Annotated in this window: 11 protein-coding genes and 1 riboswitch; of the genes, 5 read left to right on the top strand and 6 right to left on the bottom strand. The window is 72.1% G+C overall.

Translation table 11 applies throughout. The features are described from left to right. The first annotated feature begins 154 nt into the window (after nucleotides 1-154). Nucleotides 155-1,108, top strand: a complete 954-nt coding sequence (gene murQ / locus LCE31_RS13345; RefSeq protein ID WP_225014440.1) for an N-acetylmuramic acid 6-phosphate etherase — start codon at nucleotides 155-157, stop codon at nucleotides 1,106-1,108. A 63-nt stretch (nucleotides 1,109-1,171) separates the two neighbouring features. Next, a complete protein-coding gene (locus LCE31_RS13340) occupies nucleotides 1,172-2,815 on the top strand; it encodes a PTS transporter subunit EIIC (protein ID WP_225014439.1) in 1,644 nt (547 codons plus the stop codon). 39 nt (nucleotides 2,816-2,854) lie between these two features. On the opposite strand, the gene LCE31_RS13335 is transcribed toward LCE31_RS13340, so the two are convergent. Both LCE31_RS13335 and LCE31_RS13330 read right to left on the bottom strand, forming a co-directional pair. Then, entirely contained in the window at nucleotides 2,855-3,763 is a 909-nt protein-coding gene (locus tag LCE31_RS13335) for a lysylphosphatidylglycerol synthase transmembrane domain-containing protein (RefSeq protein ID WP_308042248.1), read from the bottom strand. After that, nucleotides 3,757-3,915: a hypothetical protein gene (locus tag LCE31_RS13330; protein WP_225014443.1), complete on the bottom strand. Its 159-nt coding sequence runs from the start codon at nucleotides 3,913-3,915 to the stop codon at nucleotides 3,757-3,759. Before LCE31_RS13330 ends, LCE31_RS13335 begins: the two co-directional genes overlap by 7 nt. 356 nt (nucleotides 3,916-4,271) lie before the next feature. Between LCE31_RS13330 and LCE31_RS13325 the strand changes: the two genes are divergently transcribed. Continuing rightward, nucleotides 4,272-5,822 (top strand): purple acid phosphatase family protein, encoded by a 1,551-nt coding sequence (locus LCE31_RS13325; RefSeq protein ID WP_225014438.1) that lies wholly within the window; start codon nucleotides 4,272-4,274, stop codon nucleotides 5,820-5,822. A 59-nt stretch (nucleotides 5,823-5,881) separates the two neighbouring features. Here the strand turns inward: LCE31_RS13325 and groL are convergent, their stop codons facing one another. From groL to thrC, 4 genes are all read right to left on the bottom strand, one after another. After that, complete coding sequence (gene groL, locus LCE31_RS13320) at nucleotides 5,882-7,507, bottom strand: chaperonin GroEL (RefSeq protein ID WP_225014437.1); 1,626 nt, start codon at nucleotides 7,505-7,507, stop codon at nucleotides 5,882-5,884. Nucleotides 7,508-8,076: 569 nt separating this feature from the next. Next, nucleotides 8,077-8,280: a cold-shock protein gene (locus tag LCE31_RS13315; protein WP_005315736.1), complete on the bottom strand. Its 204-nt coding sequence runs from the start codon at nucleotides 8,278-8,280 to the stop codon at nucleotides 8,077-8,079. 392 nt (nucleotides 8,281-8,672) lie between these two features. Further along, nucleotides 8,673-8,951, bottom strand: a complete 279-nt coding sequence (locus LCE31_RS13310; protein WP_225014436.1) for a MoaD/ThiS family protein — start codon at nucleotides 8,949-8,951, stop codon at nucleotides 8,673-8,675. Between the two features lie 173 nt (nucleotides 8,952-9,124). Beyond that, the gene (gene thrC / locus LCE31_RS13305; RefSeq protein ID WP_225014435.1) at nucleotides 9,125-10,423 is read right to left on the bottom strand and encodes a threonine synthase; all 1,299 of its coding nucleotides are present in this window, start codon (nucleotides 10,421-10,423) and stop codon (nucleotides 9,125-9,127) included. 17 nt (nucleotides 10,424-10,440) lie between these two features. Next, nucleotides 10,441-10,568: riboswitch (SAM riboswitch) on the bottom strand. 166 nt (nucleotides 10,569-10,734) lie between these two features. On the opposite strand from thrC, the gene LCE31_RS13300 reads away from it, so the two are divergent. Together LCE31_RS13300 and LCE31_RS13295 are read left to right on the top strand one after the other, a co-directional pair. After that, nucleotides 10,735-11,718, top strand: coding sequence for a glucosyl-3-phosphoglycerate synthase (locus tag LCE31_RS13300; protein WP_225014434.1), 984 nt, complete (start codon nucleotides 10,735-10,737; stop codon nucleotides 11,716-11,718). Nucleotides 11,719-12,015: 297 nt separating this feature from the next. Further along, nucleotides 12,016-13,467 (top strand): alpha,alpha-trehalose-phosphate synthase (UDP-forming), encoded by a 1,452-nt coding sequence (locus tag LCE31_RS13295; RefSeq protein ID WP_225014433.1) that lies wholly within the window; start codon nucleotides 12,016-12,018, stop codon nucleotides 13,465-13,467. Nucleotides 13,468-13,536: the final 69 nt, after the last annotated feature.

The following is a 13,536-nucleotide window of genomic DNA, read 5'->3' as shown; positions in this document are numbered from 1 at the left end:
CCGTCCCACTGACGCCGTCCACCGTCCCCCTCCGGCCACCGAGCAACCCGAGTGGTCCGAGCGGTCCGACGACTCCTGCGGCGTACCCGCACGCACGCGTACTCGCCCCCACACCCCGACAGCTTCTCCGTACCCTCAGAAAGAGCCGGACCCGATGACCTCAACGCCCGCGCCAGCGCCGTACGGCGACCTCCGCGCGCAGCTCGAAACCCTGACCACGGAGGCGTTCCGCCCCGACCTCTCCGAGATCGACCAGCTGCCCACGGCGGAGATCGCCCGCCTCATGAACGGCGAGGACGCCACGGTCCCCGCCGCGGTCGCGGACCAGTTGCCGCGGATCGCGGAGGCCATCGACGCGATCGCGGAACGCGCGGGGCGCGGCGGCCGGCTGATCTACGCGGGCGCGGGCACCGCGGGGCGGCTCGGTGTGCTGGACGCGAGCGAGTGCCCGCCTACGTTCAACACGGAGCCTGGCGAGGTGGTGGGCCTGATCGCGGGCGGCCCCGGCGCGCTGGTGACCTCTGTGGAGGGCGCGGAGGACTCCAAGGAGCTGGCGGCCGCAGACCTGGACGCCCTGAAGGTCGGGCCGGACGACGCCGTGGTCGGGGTCTCCGCGTCGGGCAGGACGCCCTACGCGATCGGCGCGGTGGAGCACGCGCGGGCGCTCGGCGCTCTCACCGTGGGGCTCTCCTGCAACACGGGCAGTGCCCTCGCGGCGGCGGCCGACCACGGGATCGAGGTGGTCGTGGGGCCCGAGCTGATCACGGGCTCCACCCGGCTCAAGGCGGGCACGGCGCAGAAACTCGTGCTCAACATGGTCTCGACGATCACGATGATCCGGCTCGGCAAGACCTACGGGAACCTCATGGTCGACGTCCGGGCGTCCAACGAGAAGCTGCGCGCCCGCTCCCGCCGCATCGTCGCGCTGGCCACCGGCGCCTCGGACGCGGAGATCGAGGCCGCGCTCACCGCCACCGACGGGGAGGTGAAGAACGCGATCCTCACCATCCTCGGCGGGGTCGACGGCCCCACGGCGGCCTCGCTCCTGACCCAGTCGCGCGGCCGTCTGCGCGTGGCGCTCCAGGCATCCCGGACCGTCTCCGGCTGACCTGGTGATCTGGGTCCGCACCGCCGCATCCGAACCACTTCGCACAGCAAGGCACCAGGCACCATGGCAACTGACAAGAACCGCGCGACGGCGGAAGCGATCCTCCCGCTGGTCGGCGGCGCAGCGAACGTCACCTCCGTCGCCCATTGCATGACCCGGCTCAGACTCGGCCTGCGGGAGCGGTCCCTCGTCGACGACGAGGCGCTGAAGGCGCTCCCCGCCGTGCTGGGCGTCGTCGAGGACGACACGTACCAGATCGTCCTGGGCCCCGGCACGGTCGCCCGGGTCGCCCCCGAGTTCGAGTCGCTGGTCGCCGGGGCCGGCGCCACGGCACCGCCCGGTGCGCGCGGGTCGGCCACGGAGGCCCCGGGAGCGACAGGGCTCACAGGAGCCCCAGAGTCCACAGGCGTCACAAAAGCCGCAGGGTCCTCGGGGGCCGGGGAGACGGCGGGAGCCGTCGGCGACGGACCGGGCGGGACGCCCCGCACCGCTGACGAGCTGGCCGCGCAGGGGGCCGAGATCAGGGCGGCCAGGAAGGCGAAGAACGCGACCCCGTTCAAGCTGTTCCTGCGCCGGGTCGCGAACATCTTCGTCCCGCTGATCCCGGCGCTGATCGGCTGCGGCATCATCTCGGGGCTCAACGGCCTGCTGACGAACCTGCACTGGCTGCCGTCGCTCGTGCCCGCGCTGGCGGCCCTGGCGTCCGGGTTCATGTCGCTGATCGCGGTGTTCGTCGGCTACAACACGGCGAAGGAGTTCGGCGGCACGCCGGTGCTCGGCGGCGCGGTCGCGGCCATCACGGTCTTCCCCGGGGTCACGGCGGTCGACGCCTTCGGCCAGAAGCTGGCGGCGGGCCAGGGCGGCGTCCTCGGCGCGCTCGGCGCGGCGCTGCTGGCCGTCGCCGTGGAGAAGTGGTGCAGAAGGTGGGTCCCCGAGGCACTGGACGTGCTGGTCACGCCGACACTGACGGTCCTGGTGGCCGGGCTCGTCACCCTCTTCGGCCTCATGTACGCGGCGGGCCAGGTGGCCGCGGGCATCGGGGACTTCGCCACCTGGCTGCTGGCCAACGGCGGCGCCGCGGCCGGGTTCGTGCTCGGCGGGCTGTTCCTGCCGCTGGTGATGCTGGGCCTGCACCAGGCCCTGATCCCGATCCACACCACGCTGATCCAGCAGCAGGGGTACACGGTCCTGCTGCCGATCCTGGCCATGGCGGGGGCCGGCCAGGTCGGCGCGGCCATGGCCGTCTACCTCAGGCTGCCGCGCAACGCGTCGGTGCGCAGAACCATCAGGTCGGCGCTGCCCGCCGGGTTCCTCGGCGTCGGGGAGCCGCTGATCTACGGCGTCTCGCTGCCGCTCGGGCGCCCGTTCATCACGGCGTGCGTGGGCGGGGCGTTCGGCGGCGGCTTCGTCGGGCTGTTCAACCAGCTGGGCGACGCGGTCGGTTCGACCGCGATCGGGCCGTCGGGCTGGGCGCTGTTCCCGCTGCTCGCCGGCAACCGAGGACTCGGCGTGATGGTGTCCGTGTACGCGGTGGGGCTGATCGTCGGCTACCTGGCGGGCTTCGTCGCCACGTACTACTTCGGTTTCACGAAGACGATGCTGCGCGATCTGAACACCGATCCGGAGGGCGCCCCGGCGAAGACGGCGCCGGGGCCGGCCGCCGAACCCGTCGCCGTCGCGGCCGACACCCCGCTGAGCAGTACCTGAGCGCCGCCGGCCGACCGGCGCGGCCCGCTCGCCGCGTGCTCAGACCACCCGGCGTCTGACCAGCGCTCCGAGCGTCAGCGCGGCGGGCACGAGCGGCAGCCACACGGTGATGATCCGGAAGCCGAGCACCGCCGAGGTCGCCGCCGTGGCGGAGGCGCCGGTCGTCACGAGCGCCACGACCAGCGCCGCGTCCACGGAGCCGAGGCCACCCGGCGTCGGGACCAGCGCGGCGGCCACACTCGCCGCCAGGTAGGCGATCGCCACATGCACCACGGGGACGGGCATCCGCAGCGCGAGTGCCACGGTGACGAGTCCCGCCGCCTGGAGGGCGGGGAAGCCCAGCGAGCCGCACCACAGGGCGAGCGCCCGCGCCGGTCGCGCGTGCAGGGACCTCAGGTCGGTGAACGCCGTGGTGAGGAACGTGCGGATGGCGCGCCGCAGCGCAGGCAGCAGCGCGAGAACCGTGAGAACCGTGAGAACAAGGACGACCGCGCACCCGAGCCCGGCGGCTGCCGGCAGGACGCCGTCGGGCAGCGCCTGCCCGAGGTGCAGGGCGCGCAGGTCCAGCGCGTCGGGAAAGGCGACGAGCAGCACCAGCAGCAACAGGCAGCGGCCGACGGACTCGGAGAGGAGGTAGAGCGCGAGAGCCGCGGACGAACGGCCCAGCGGCAGCCCGCACTTGCGGAGGAAACGCAGGTTGACCGCACCCGCGCCGAGCCCGGCGGGCAGCAGATGGTTGGCGGCCCCCGCCGCGAACTGCGTGGCGAACAGCCGCCGCGCCGGCAGGGGTTCCAGTACGGTGCCCTGCCGCGCGAGCGACACGGCGGCCCAGCCCAGGACGGTGACGCCGACGGCGGCGAGCAGCCAGTAGACGTTGGCGGTCAGCAGCTGCCTGGCGCCCCCGGCGATCAGCGGCCACCGCTCGAAGATCAGGCAACCGATCACCACGAGAGGCGCGAAGCACAGGACCTGCCGCAGCGGCAGCCGTCGAGGACCACGCCCGGGCGGCGCCGTGACACGGCCGGCATCCGCATCAGCGCCGTCACCCCCATGGATCTCGCCATCGCCATCGCCACGGACATGGACATGGATCTCGCCATCGGCATCGGCGTCCGCGTCTGAGGTGGTGTCGAGCGGAGGTCTGGCCCTGATCACAGTCGTCCCTCGGGGGTGTCCGTGTTGCGGTGTCCATGTCGCGACGGAGGCGAGGTGGGGCGGGTCCCGGTGCCGGTACCGAGGCCGAGCGGGGCGGTCCCGGGGCCGGTACGGGGCCGGCGGGGCGGCCCTCGTTCCGTCGGCCCGTGCTCCGTCGCGGCGGGGCGCTTCCCCGGACAGTTTCCCCCGCCGCACGGCGTCCGCCACCGTCGTGCGTCATACGGTTGGCCGACGGTTGGGGGGCCGTGGGGCATCCGCGGCGTTCCTCGCGCGTTCACCTGAGGTGGGTACGTCACCGAACATGCGCTGCTGTCCCTCGGCCCGCCAGGAGCTCCTGCACCGCGCCGCGATCTGGGCCGCCGCCCTGGCCCCGCCCCGGCGGGCCGGGCCGCGGGCCCGCGCGGCCGGTGTCAGCCCCGTGGGCCTCGAACTCGTCACACTGACCGAGGACCGGGCGATCTTCACCTGGTACACCGGTGTCCCGGGCACCGACGACGGCTCGGGCCGGATGCTGCCCGCCGCCGCCGACGGCGAGATCCTCCTCGGCACGCATCCGGGGCGGCTGACGCGCCGCGCCGGGGAGGAGCACCGTACGGCGTACCACCAGGTCGAGGTCACCGGCCTCGAACCCGGCCGCACCTACTACTACCAGGCGCTCTCGTACGGGCGGGCCGCGCTGCCCACGCCGCTGTGCCTGGTCGCGGGCAACGCGGCGGGCACATCGCCGTACGGCCTCGGCACGGCGGGCGGACCGTACGCGTTCACGACACCGCAGCCGCCGCCGGGGAGCCATCTGTTCAGCGTCGCGCTCTGCAACGACCTGCACCTCGGCGAGACCACCGCGGGCCGCGTCGCCGGCGTGCCGATGCTGCCGGGCATCGCGCTGCTCCAGGGCGTCTCGCAGGCGCCGGGCCTCGCCCCGTACCCGGAGCTGATGGGGCGCGCACTGGTGGCGGAGGCGCTGCGGCGCGGCGCGGACTACCTGCTCGCGGCGGGCGACATCTCCGCCGAGGCGGGCCCGGTGGATCTGCGCAAGGCGAAGGAGATCCTGGACGCGTTCGGGCCGCACGGGGAGCGGTACTTCATCACGCGCGGCAACCACGACCGGCCCCGGGCGCGGGACGGCTTCCGGGACGCGTTCTCGCCCGGCGGCGACCCCACGTACTTCGCGCGCGATCTGGGCGGCCTGCGGGTCGTGGGCCTCGACACGTACGACAAGCCCGGCAACGGCGGCGACAGCGGGGGCCTCTCGCCGGAGCAGATGTCCTGGTTCCTGCGCGGTCTCAAGGACCACAGGGACCAGCCGACCGTGGTGTTCGGGCACCATCCGCTGTCGGTGCCGCACTCGCCGTTCCCCTCGACGCGCGGCCAGCGCCTCGGCCGCCGCCAGGCCCGGGAGATCCTCGCCGCCTACGACGCGGCGCCCGGCGTCTTCCTGCACCACGCGGGCCACACGCACCGCAACAAGCGGTCCCTCTCGCCGCGTGCGCCGCGGGTGACGCTCCAGGAGGTCAGCGCCGTCAAGGAGTACCCGGGCGGCTTCTGCCTGCTGCGGGTCCACACCGGCGGCTTCGCGCTCAACTACTACAAGGCGGGCGACGCCGCCGCGCGCGAGTGGAGCGAGCGCAGCCGCTCCCAGGCCGCGGGCCTGTGGCCGCAGTTCGCCCTGGGCCGCTCGGTGGGCGACCGCAACAGCGTGACGGCCCGCGACCTGTCGGGGGTGCGCCGCCCGCCGCACCGCGCCGGGACGGCGGAGGTCCGTGCGCCCGCGCCGCGGCGGCCCGCGGACGCCCGGCCGCGCTCCGCGGACGGCCCCGTACAACGGGCCGAGGGCGGCACCCCCTGGGAGTAGGGGTACCGCCCTCGGTTCCGAACCGGATTCCAAACCTCGCTGCGAAGGAGCGACGAGGATCAGAAGTCCATGTCACCGCCCGGCATGCCGCCCGGCGCGCCCGCGGGGGCGGCCTTCTCGGGCTTGTCGGCGATGACGGCCTCGGTGGTGAGGAACAGCGCCGCGATGGAGGCCGCGTTCTGCAGAGCGGAACGCGTCACCTTCGCGGGGTCGAGGATGCCCTCGGCGATCATGTCGACGTACTCGCCGGTGGCGGCGTTCAGACCGTGGCCGACGGCCAGGTTGCGCACCTTCTCGACGACGACGCCGCCCTCAAGGCCGCCGTTGACGGCGATCTGCTTGAGCGGGGCCTCCAGCGCGAGCTTGACGGCCTGCGCGCCGGTCGCCTCGTCACCCGAGAGCTCCAGCTTCTCGAAGACCGAGGTCGCCTGGAGCAGAGCCACGCCACCACCGGCGACGATGCCCTCCTCGACGGCGGCCTTGGCGTTGCGCACCGCGTCCTCGATGCGGTGCTTGCGCTCCTTGAGCTCGACCTCGGTGGCGGCACCGGCCTTGATGACGGCCACGCCGCCGGCCAGCTTCGCCAGACGCTCCTGGAGCTTCTCGCGGTCGTAGTCCGAGTCGCTGTTCTCGATCTCGGCACGGATCTGGTTCACGCGGCCCTGGACCTGGTCGCTGTCACCGGCGCCGTCCACGATCGTGGTCTCGTCCTTGGTGATGACGACCTTGCGGGCGCGGCCGAGCAGGTCGAGGCCCGCGTTCTCCAGCTTGAGGCCGACCTCCTCGGAGATGACCGTGCCACCGGTGAGGATGGCGATGTCGCCGAGCATGGCCTTGCGGCGGTCGCCGAAGCCCGGGGCCTTGACGGCGACGGACTTGAAGGTGCCGCGGATCTTGTTGACGACCAGGGTCGACAGGGCCTCGCCCTCGACGTCCTCGGCGATGATCAGCAGCGGCTTGCTCGACTGCATGACCTTCTCGAGCAGCGGAAGGAGGTCCTTCACGTTGCCGATCTTGGAGTTGACGATCAGGATGTACGGGTCGTCGAGCGACGACTCCATACGCTCCATGTCGGTGGCGAAGTACGCCGAGATGTAGCCCTTGTCGAAGCGCATGCCCTCGGTGAGCTCGAGTTCGAGACCGAAGGTCTGCGACTCCTCGACGGTGATGACGCCTTCCTTGCCGACCTTGTCCATCGCCTCGGCGATGAGCTCGCCGATCTGCGTGTCGGCGGCGGAGATGGAGGCGGTGGAGGCGATCTGCTCCTTCGTCTCCACGTCCTTGGCCTGCTCGAGCAGGGCGCCGGAAACGGCCTCGACGGCCTTCTCGATACCGCGCTTGAGGGCCATCGGGTTGGCGCCGGCCGCCACGTTGCGCAGGCCCTCGCGGACCAGCGCCTGGGCGAGGACGGTCGCGGTGGTCGTACCGTCACCGGCGACGTCGTCCGTCTTCTTGGCGACTTCCTTGACCAGCTCGGCGCCGATCTTCTCGTACGGGTCCTCGAGCTCGATCTCCTTGGCGATGGAGACACCATCGTTGGTGATCGTGGGCGCGCCCCACTTCTTCTCAAGGACGACGTTGCGACCCTTGGGGCCAAGGGTGACCTTGACGGCGTCGGCGAGCTGGTTCATCCCGCGCTCCAGGCCGCGCCGTGCCTCCTCGTCGAACGCGATGATCTTGGCCATGTGAAGTGGTCCTCCCGGACTGGGGTGGATTTCTCCGGACCGCGCCCGTGCCCGCGACGGACGGCCTGTGCGCTGCCCGTTCCTTCCGGACTCGCGCCACGGGCCTCACTGACCCGGTCCAAGTTGTCACTCTCACTGGGAGAGTGCTAACGCCAATGATTAGCACTCGACCCACCCGAGTGCAAGCCGCTTCGGGAGTGCCGCGCATCGCGCCCGTGATCGTCCGGCCACGGCGGGCGCGTACACCCGGGGGTCGCACAGCCGCGATGGGCGCGTGCACCCGGGGTCGTCCGGCCGCGACGGGCGCACACGCCCGGAGAACGTTCAGCCTCTGTACGCGCGTCCGCCGGCCCCCGTACGACCATCCGCCGGCTCCCGTACGCGCGTCCATCCCTCTCCCGCACGCCCGCGTACAACGCGCACGCCCGCGTACACGACCCGCACGCGCGAGTACACGCTTCTGCGCGCCCGCGCGGGCGCCTCGCACGGGCGTGCGCGAGAGGCCCGTACCCCGGTGGAGCGGGTACGGGCCTCTCGACTACGCTTGCCTCTGGCCGATCGCGCCGGGATCAGACGGCGAGCTTGACCATGTCCGCCTGCGGACCCTTCTGGCCCTGCGAGATCTCGAACTCCACTCGCTGACCTTCTTCAAGGGTGCGGTATCCGTCCATCTGGATGGCGCTGTAGTGGACGAAAACATCCGCACCACCGTCGACCGCGATGAAGCCGTAGCCCTTCTCCGCGTTGAACCACTTGACGGTGCCCTGAGCCATGCCTAACTCCCCTATTACTGGCCCCTGCTCGGGACCGCACTTCGCGTCGGAACGCGTCGACCGCGGCTGAATGTATCTGCCCAACTGCCCTCTGCAACAGGTCAATCGGACGAGAATTCTGGGCATGGCCGAGGACGCGAAGCGGAAGTACGTTCGCGTTCCTGGGCAAGTCGGGCCGCACAAAGCACACTTACCGCGCCATCGGGACCAAAACTTTGTCCCGATGTTGTCGCGTTCTCGTGCGCGTTCGGTGGGGATCGAGGCAAGGCCCGGCACGTCGTATGCGCGGACCCGTGCTCGCATGAATCGTACCGCGCTCAACCATATGGAAATGCCCCCTCCGCCGGTGACGGAGGGGGCACGCGTCCAACAGCGCGGCGGGAGCCGCGGGTTCAGCAGCCGCCGGCGACGGCCGGGATGATCGAGACGCCCGCGCCGTCCGGCGTGGCGGTCTCAAGGCCCTGCTCGAAGCGGACGTCGTCGTCGTTCACATACACGTTGACGAAGCGGCGGAGCTTGCCCTCGTCGTCCAGGACCCGGCCGGCGATACCCGGGTGGTTCGCCTCGAGCCAGGAGATGATCTCGGACAGGGTGGAGCCCTCGGCGGCCACCTCGGCCTTGCCGCCCGTGTAGGTGCGGAGGATGGTGGGGATGCGGACGTTGACACTCAACGGGTGCCTGCCTCTCGGGTGTCTCGTGGCGCGGATGTGATGCGCGGGTTTCGTGGTGCGCGAGTGGTCTGCTGCGGGTGTCGTGGTGCGCGAGTGGTTCGCTGCGCGGGTCATGGTGCGGCGCGCGGCGCGGCGCGGTGCCGCGGCGCCGGGCCGGCTCGCGCGGTGCGGGGTCAGCCCGCGAGGCCCGCCGCGCGGAACGCGTCGAGGCTCGGGGGGATCGTCGCGGTCGGGCCGGTCGTCGGGGCGACCGCGTCCAGCGTCTTGAGGCCGTCGCCGGTGTTGAGCACGACGGTGGTCAGGGCCGGGTCGAGCAGGCCCGCGTCGAGCAGCTTCTTGGTCACGCCGACCGTCACGCCGCCCGCGGTCTCCGCGAAGATGCCCTCGGTGCGCGCGAGCAGCTTGATGGCGTCGACGACCTGCTCGTCGTTGACGTCCTCGACCGCGCCGCCGGTGCGCCGGGCGATGTCCAGCACGTACGGTCCGTCGGCCGGATTGCCGATCGCCAGGGACTTGGCGATCGTGTTCGGCTTCTGCGGCCGCACGACGTCGTGGCCGGCCTTGAAGGCCGTGGAGACGGGCGAGCAGCCCTCGGCCTGCGCGCCGAAGATCTTGTACGGCTTGTCCTCGACAAGACCGAGCTTGATCAGCTCGCGCAGCCCCTTGTCGATCTTGGTGAGCTGCGAGCCCGACGCGATCGGGATGACGATCTGGTCGGGCAGCCGCCAGCCGAGCTGCTCGCAGATCTCGTACGCGAGCGTCTTCGAGCCCTCGCCGTAGTACGGGCGGAGGTTGACGTTCACGAAGCCCCAGCCCTCGCCCAGCGGGTCGCCGATGAGCTCGGAGCAGAAACGGTTCACATCGTCGTAGTTGCCCTCGATGCCGACGAGTTCACCGCCGTAGACGGCGGCCATGACGACCTTGCCCTGCTCCAGGTCGTGCGGGATGAACACGCACGAGCGGAAGCCGGCGCGGGCCGCGGCGGCACCGACGGCGCCCGCGAGGTTGCCCGTGGACGAGCAGGACAACGTGGTGAACCCGAAGGCGCGCGCGGCCTCGACCGCGATCGCCACGACACGGTCCTTGAAGGAGTGCGTCGGGTTCCCCGAGTCGTCCTTGACGTGCAGTTCCCCGGTGATGCCGAGCTCGCGGGCGAGGTTGTCGGCCTTGACGAGCTTGGTGAAGCCGGGGTTGATGTTCGGGTGCGCGGCCACGTCGGCGGGGACGGGCAGCAGCGGCGCGTAGCGCCAGATGTTGTCGGGGCCTTCCGCGATGCGCTTCTTCAGCGCCTCGGGGCCGTCCGCCGGGAGGTCGTACGCCACTTCGAGCGGGCCGAAACAGCTCTCGCAGGCGAAGATCGGGCCGAGGGGGAAGCGCTCGCCGCATTCGCGGCAGGAGAGCGCGGCGGCAGGTCCGAGGTCGACGGTTTCCGAGGCGGACGCGCTGGTGCTCTGGACGGTCTGCACAGCCATGGAGGCGAGGCCCTTTCTCCTCATCTTCCTTGCGACGTGTCTCGCCGCAAGACGGAATTGGCACCTTCCCCACCACGACCTCGCGGTCGGCGGGAGGGTTGCCGGGGCTTCAACGGGCCGTTCCCTCTGCCCCTCTGGATGAGCGGTATGGCGACCGGAACCGGGCTCCGGCGCGTTTGTCCCGCGGAGGCGACCCGGCATGCGGGCCCCTTGCGCGTTGTTCAAGACTGTAACCGAAGGACCGGGCGGCCGAGACAGTCGTCCGTCACGCGAGATGGATCACGTAGTGGCCCAGCAAGGGAGAGCCGATCGTGCTGGAAGAGGTGGAACGCTGGCTGACCAGGCGTTCCTGGTCCGTCGGCGATCGCCCGCTCGATCGGCTGCTGGTGGCCAAGGCCACACGCGGGACCACGGTGAGTGTGGTCCTGCCCGCTCTGGACGAGGAGGAGACGGTCGGCACGATCGTGTCCGTGATACGGCGCGAGCTGATGGAGAGGGCGCCGCTGGTGGACGAACTGGTGGTGGTCGACTCCGGTTCCTCGGACCGTACGTCGGAGGTGGCGGCCGAAGCCGGCGCGCGCGTCGTGCACCGCGACGCGATTCTGCCCCGGGTGCCGGCCGTCCCCGGCAAGGGCGAGGTGCTGTGGCGGTCGCTGCTGGCGACGAGCGGTGACGTGGTGTGCTTCGTCGACGCGGATCTGCGGGAGTTCTCCCCCGACTTCGTGTCGGGGATCGTCGGACCGCTGCTGACCGATCCCGGCGTGCAGTTCGTGAAGGCGATGTACGACAGGCCGCTGCGCGACGGTACGGCCGGGGGCGCGAACAGCGGGCCCGGCGGTGACGCGCCTGGCCAGGGCGGCCGGGTCACGGAGCTGGTGGCGCGCCCGCTGCTGAATCTGCACTGGCCGCGGCTGGCGGGTTTCGTGCAGCCGCTGGGCGGCGAGTACGCGGTGCGCAGGTCGCTGCTCGAGCGACTGCCCTTCCCCGTGGGGTACGGGGTGGAGCTCGGCCTCCTCGTGGACGCGCTGGGTCTGGTGGGGCTCGACGCGCTGGCGCAGGTGGACGTCGGTGTACGGCTGCACCGGCACCAGGACGACCGGGCGCTCGGGCGGATGGCCGCGGCGATCTACCGGACGGCCCAACTGCGGCTGTCGCGCGCGCATCTGGTGCGGCCGATGCTGACGCAGTTCGAGCGCGGCGAGCACGGATTCGAGCCGCGGACGCACCCGGTGGACACCGAGGAGCGGCCGCCCATGCGGGAGATCCTCGAATACCTGTCCCGCCCCGCGGCCTGAGGCCGGGCGACGCGGGACGAGAGACACCCGGTCCCGCCCCGCGGCCTGAGGCCGGGCGACGCGGGACGGGAGACACCCCGCACGATGCGTGAGCGGCCGTGCGCCTCCGGTCACCGGCCGCACGGAAGGGCGGGGCGTGACGCGGTGCGCGGGGGCCTGCGCGCGGGGTGAGTTTCACCGGGTGTCCGACCGCGCGCCGTGGCCGTGCCGTCATGCGCCGTCACACGCGCCGCCGCACACGCCACACCAGCCCCGTGCGTACGTTTGAGCGTTTCCGCGACCGGCTAGGTTCGCGATATGGCTTCCGCGTACGACTCCACCGACGCTCCCACCACCGCCGATGCCGCCGTTCTCGTGGCGTCGAACCGCGGCCCCGTCTCGTACAGCCTCACGGACGACGGGGCGCTCACGGCACGGCGCGGCGGCGGCGGCCTGGTCTCCGGCCTGTCCGCCATAGGTCCCGACGCGGGCGCGGTATGGGTGTGCGCCGCGCTCGGCGACGGCGACCGGGAGGCCGTGCGGCGCACGGGCGGCCGGCTCGACCCCGGCGACACCGGCGGACAGCGTGTCCGCATGCTGGGCATCCCGCCCGACGTGTACGCCGACGCCTACAACGGGGTGGCCAACTCCGCGCTGTGGTTCGTGCACCACATGCTGTTCCAGACGCCCGTCGAGCCGTCGTTCGGCCCCGAGTTCCGGGCCCGGTGGGCGTCGTACGAGACATACAACCGCGCTTTCGCCGAGGCCCTGGCGGACGAGGCGGGCGAGGGCGCCGCCGTGCTCGTGCAGGACTACCACCTGGCGCTCGTGCCCGGCATGCTGCGGGCGCTGCGGCCCGACCTCAGGATCGGCCACTTCTCGCACACGCCCTGGGCGCCCGTGGACTACTTCCGGCTGCTGCCCGACGACATCGCGCGCCAGCTGCTGCGCGGGATACTCGGCGCGGACCGCGCGTGCTTCCTCACCCGGCGGTGGGCGGACGCGTTCACGGCGTGCTGCGACGAACTCCTCGGCGGCACCGGCAACACCCGCACGGGGGTGCACGGCCTCGGCGCCGACGGCGACTTCCTGCGCGAGCGCGCGCACCGCCCCGACGTGGACGACCGGATGGCCGCGCTGCGCGAGCAGATCGGCACCGACCCGTCGGGCGCACCGCGCCGCACGGTCGTACGGGTGGACCGCACGGAGCTGTCGAAGAACATCGTGCGCGGGCTGCTCGCCTACCGGACCCTGTTGCGCGAGCGCCCGAGCTGGCGGGAACGGGTGGTGCACGTGGCGTTCGCGTACCCGTCCCGGCAGGACCTCGCGGTCTACCGCGACTATACGGAGCGGGTGCGGCAGCTCGCGGACGAGGTCAACGCGGAGTTCGGCACGGACGGCTGGACGCCGGTGGTCCTGCACGTCGAGGACGACTTCGCGCGCTCGCTCGCCGCGTACCGCCTCGCTGACGTGGCGCTGGTCAACCCGATCAGGGACGGCATGAACCTCGTCGCGAAGGAGGTGCCGGTGGTCTCCGACCACGGTTGCGCGCTGGTGCTGTCGCGGGAGGCGGGCGCGTACGAGGAGCTGGGCGAGGACGCCCTCGTCGTCAACCCGTACGACATCTCCGCGACGGCCCAGGCCCTGCACGAGGCGCTGAGCATGCCGGACGACGAACGCGCCCGCCGCACGAAGCGGCTCGGCGCGGCGGCGACGGCACTGCCGCCGTCCCGCTGGTTCCTGGACCAGCTCACGGAGCTGCGGGGCTGATCGGCACCGGGGAAACGGGGAGAGCAGGGAAACGGGAACGGGGCACAGGGAACGGCGAACGGGGAAGGC

The organism is Streptomyces sp. 8L (assembly GCF_020176795.1).
In the GTDB taxonomy this organism is placed as follows: Bacteria; Actinomycetota; Actinomycetes; order Streptomycetales; family Streptomycetaceae; genus Streptomyces.
Note: the sequence above shows the minus strand (reverse complement) of the source record. Positions and strands in the feature narration are given on the sequence as shown.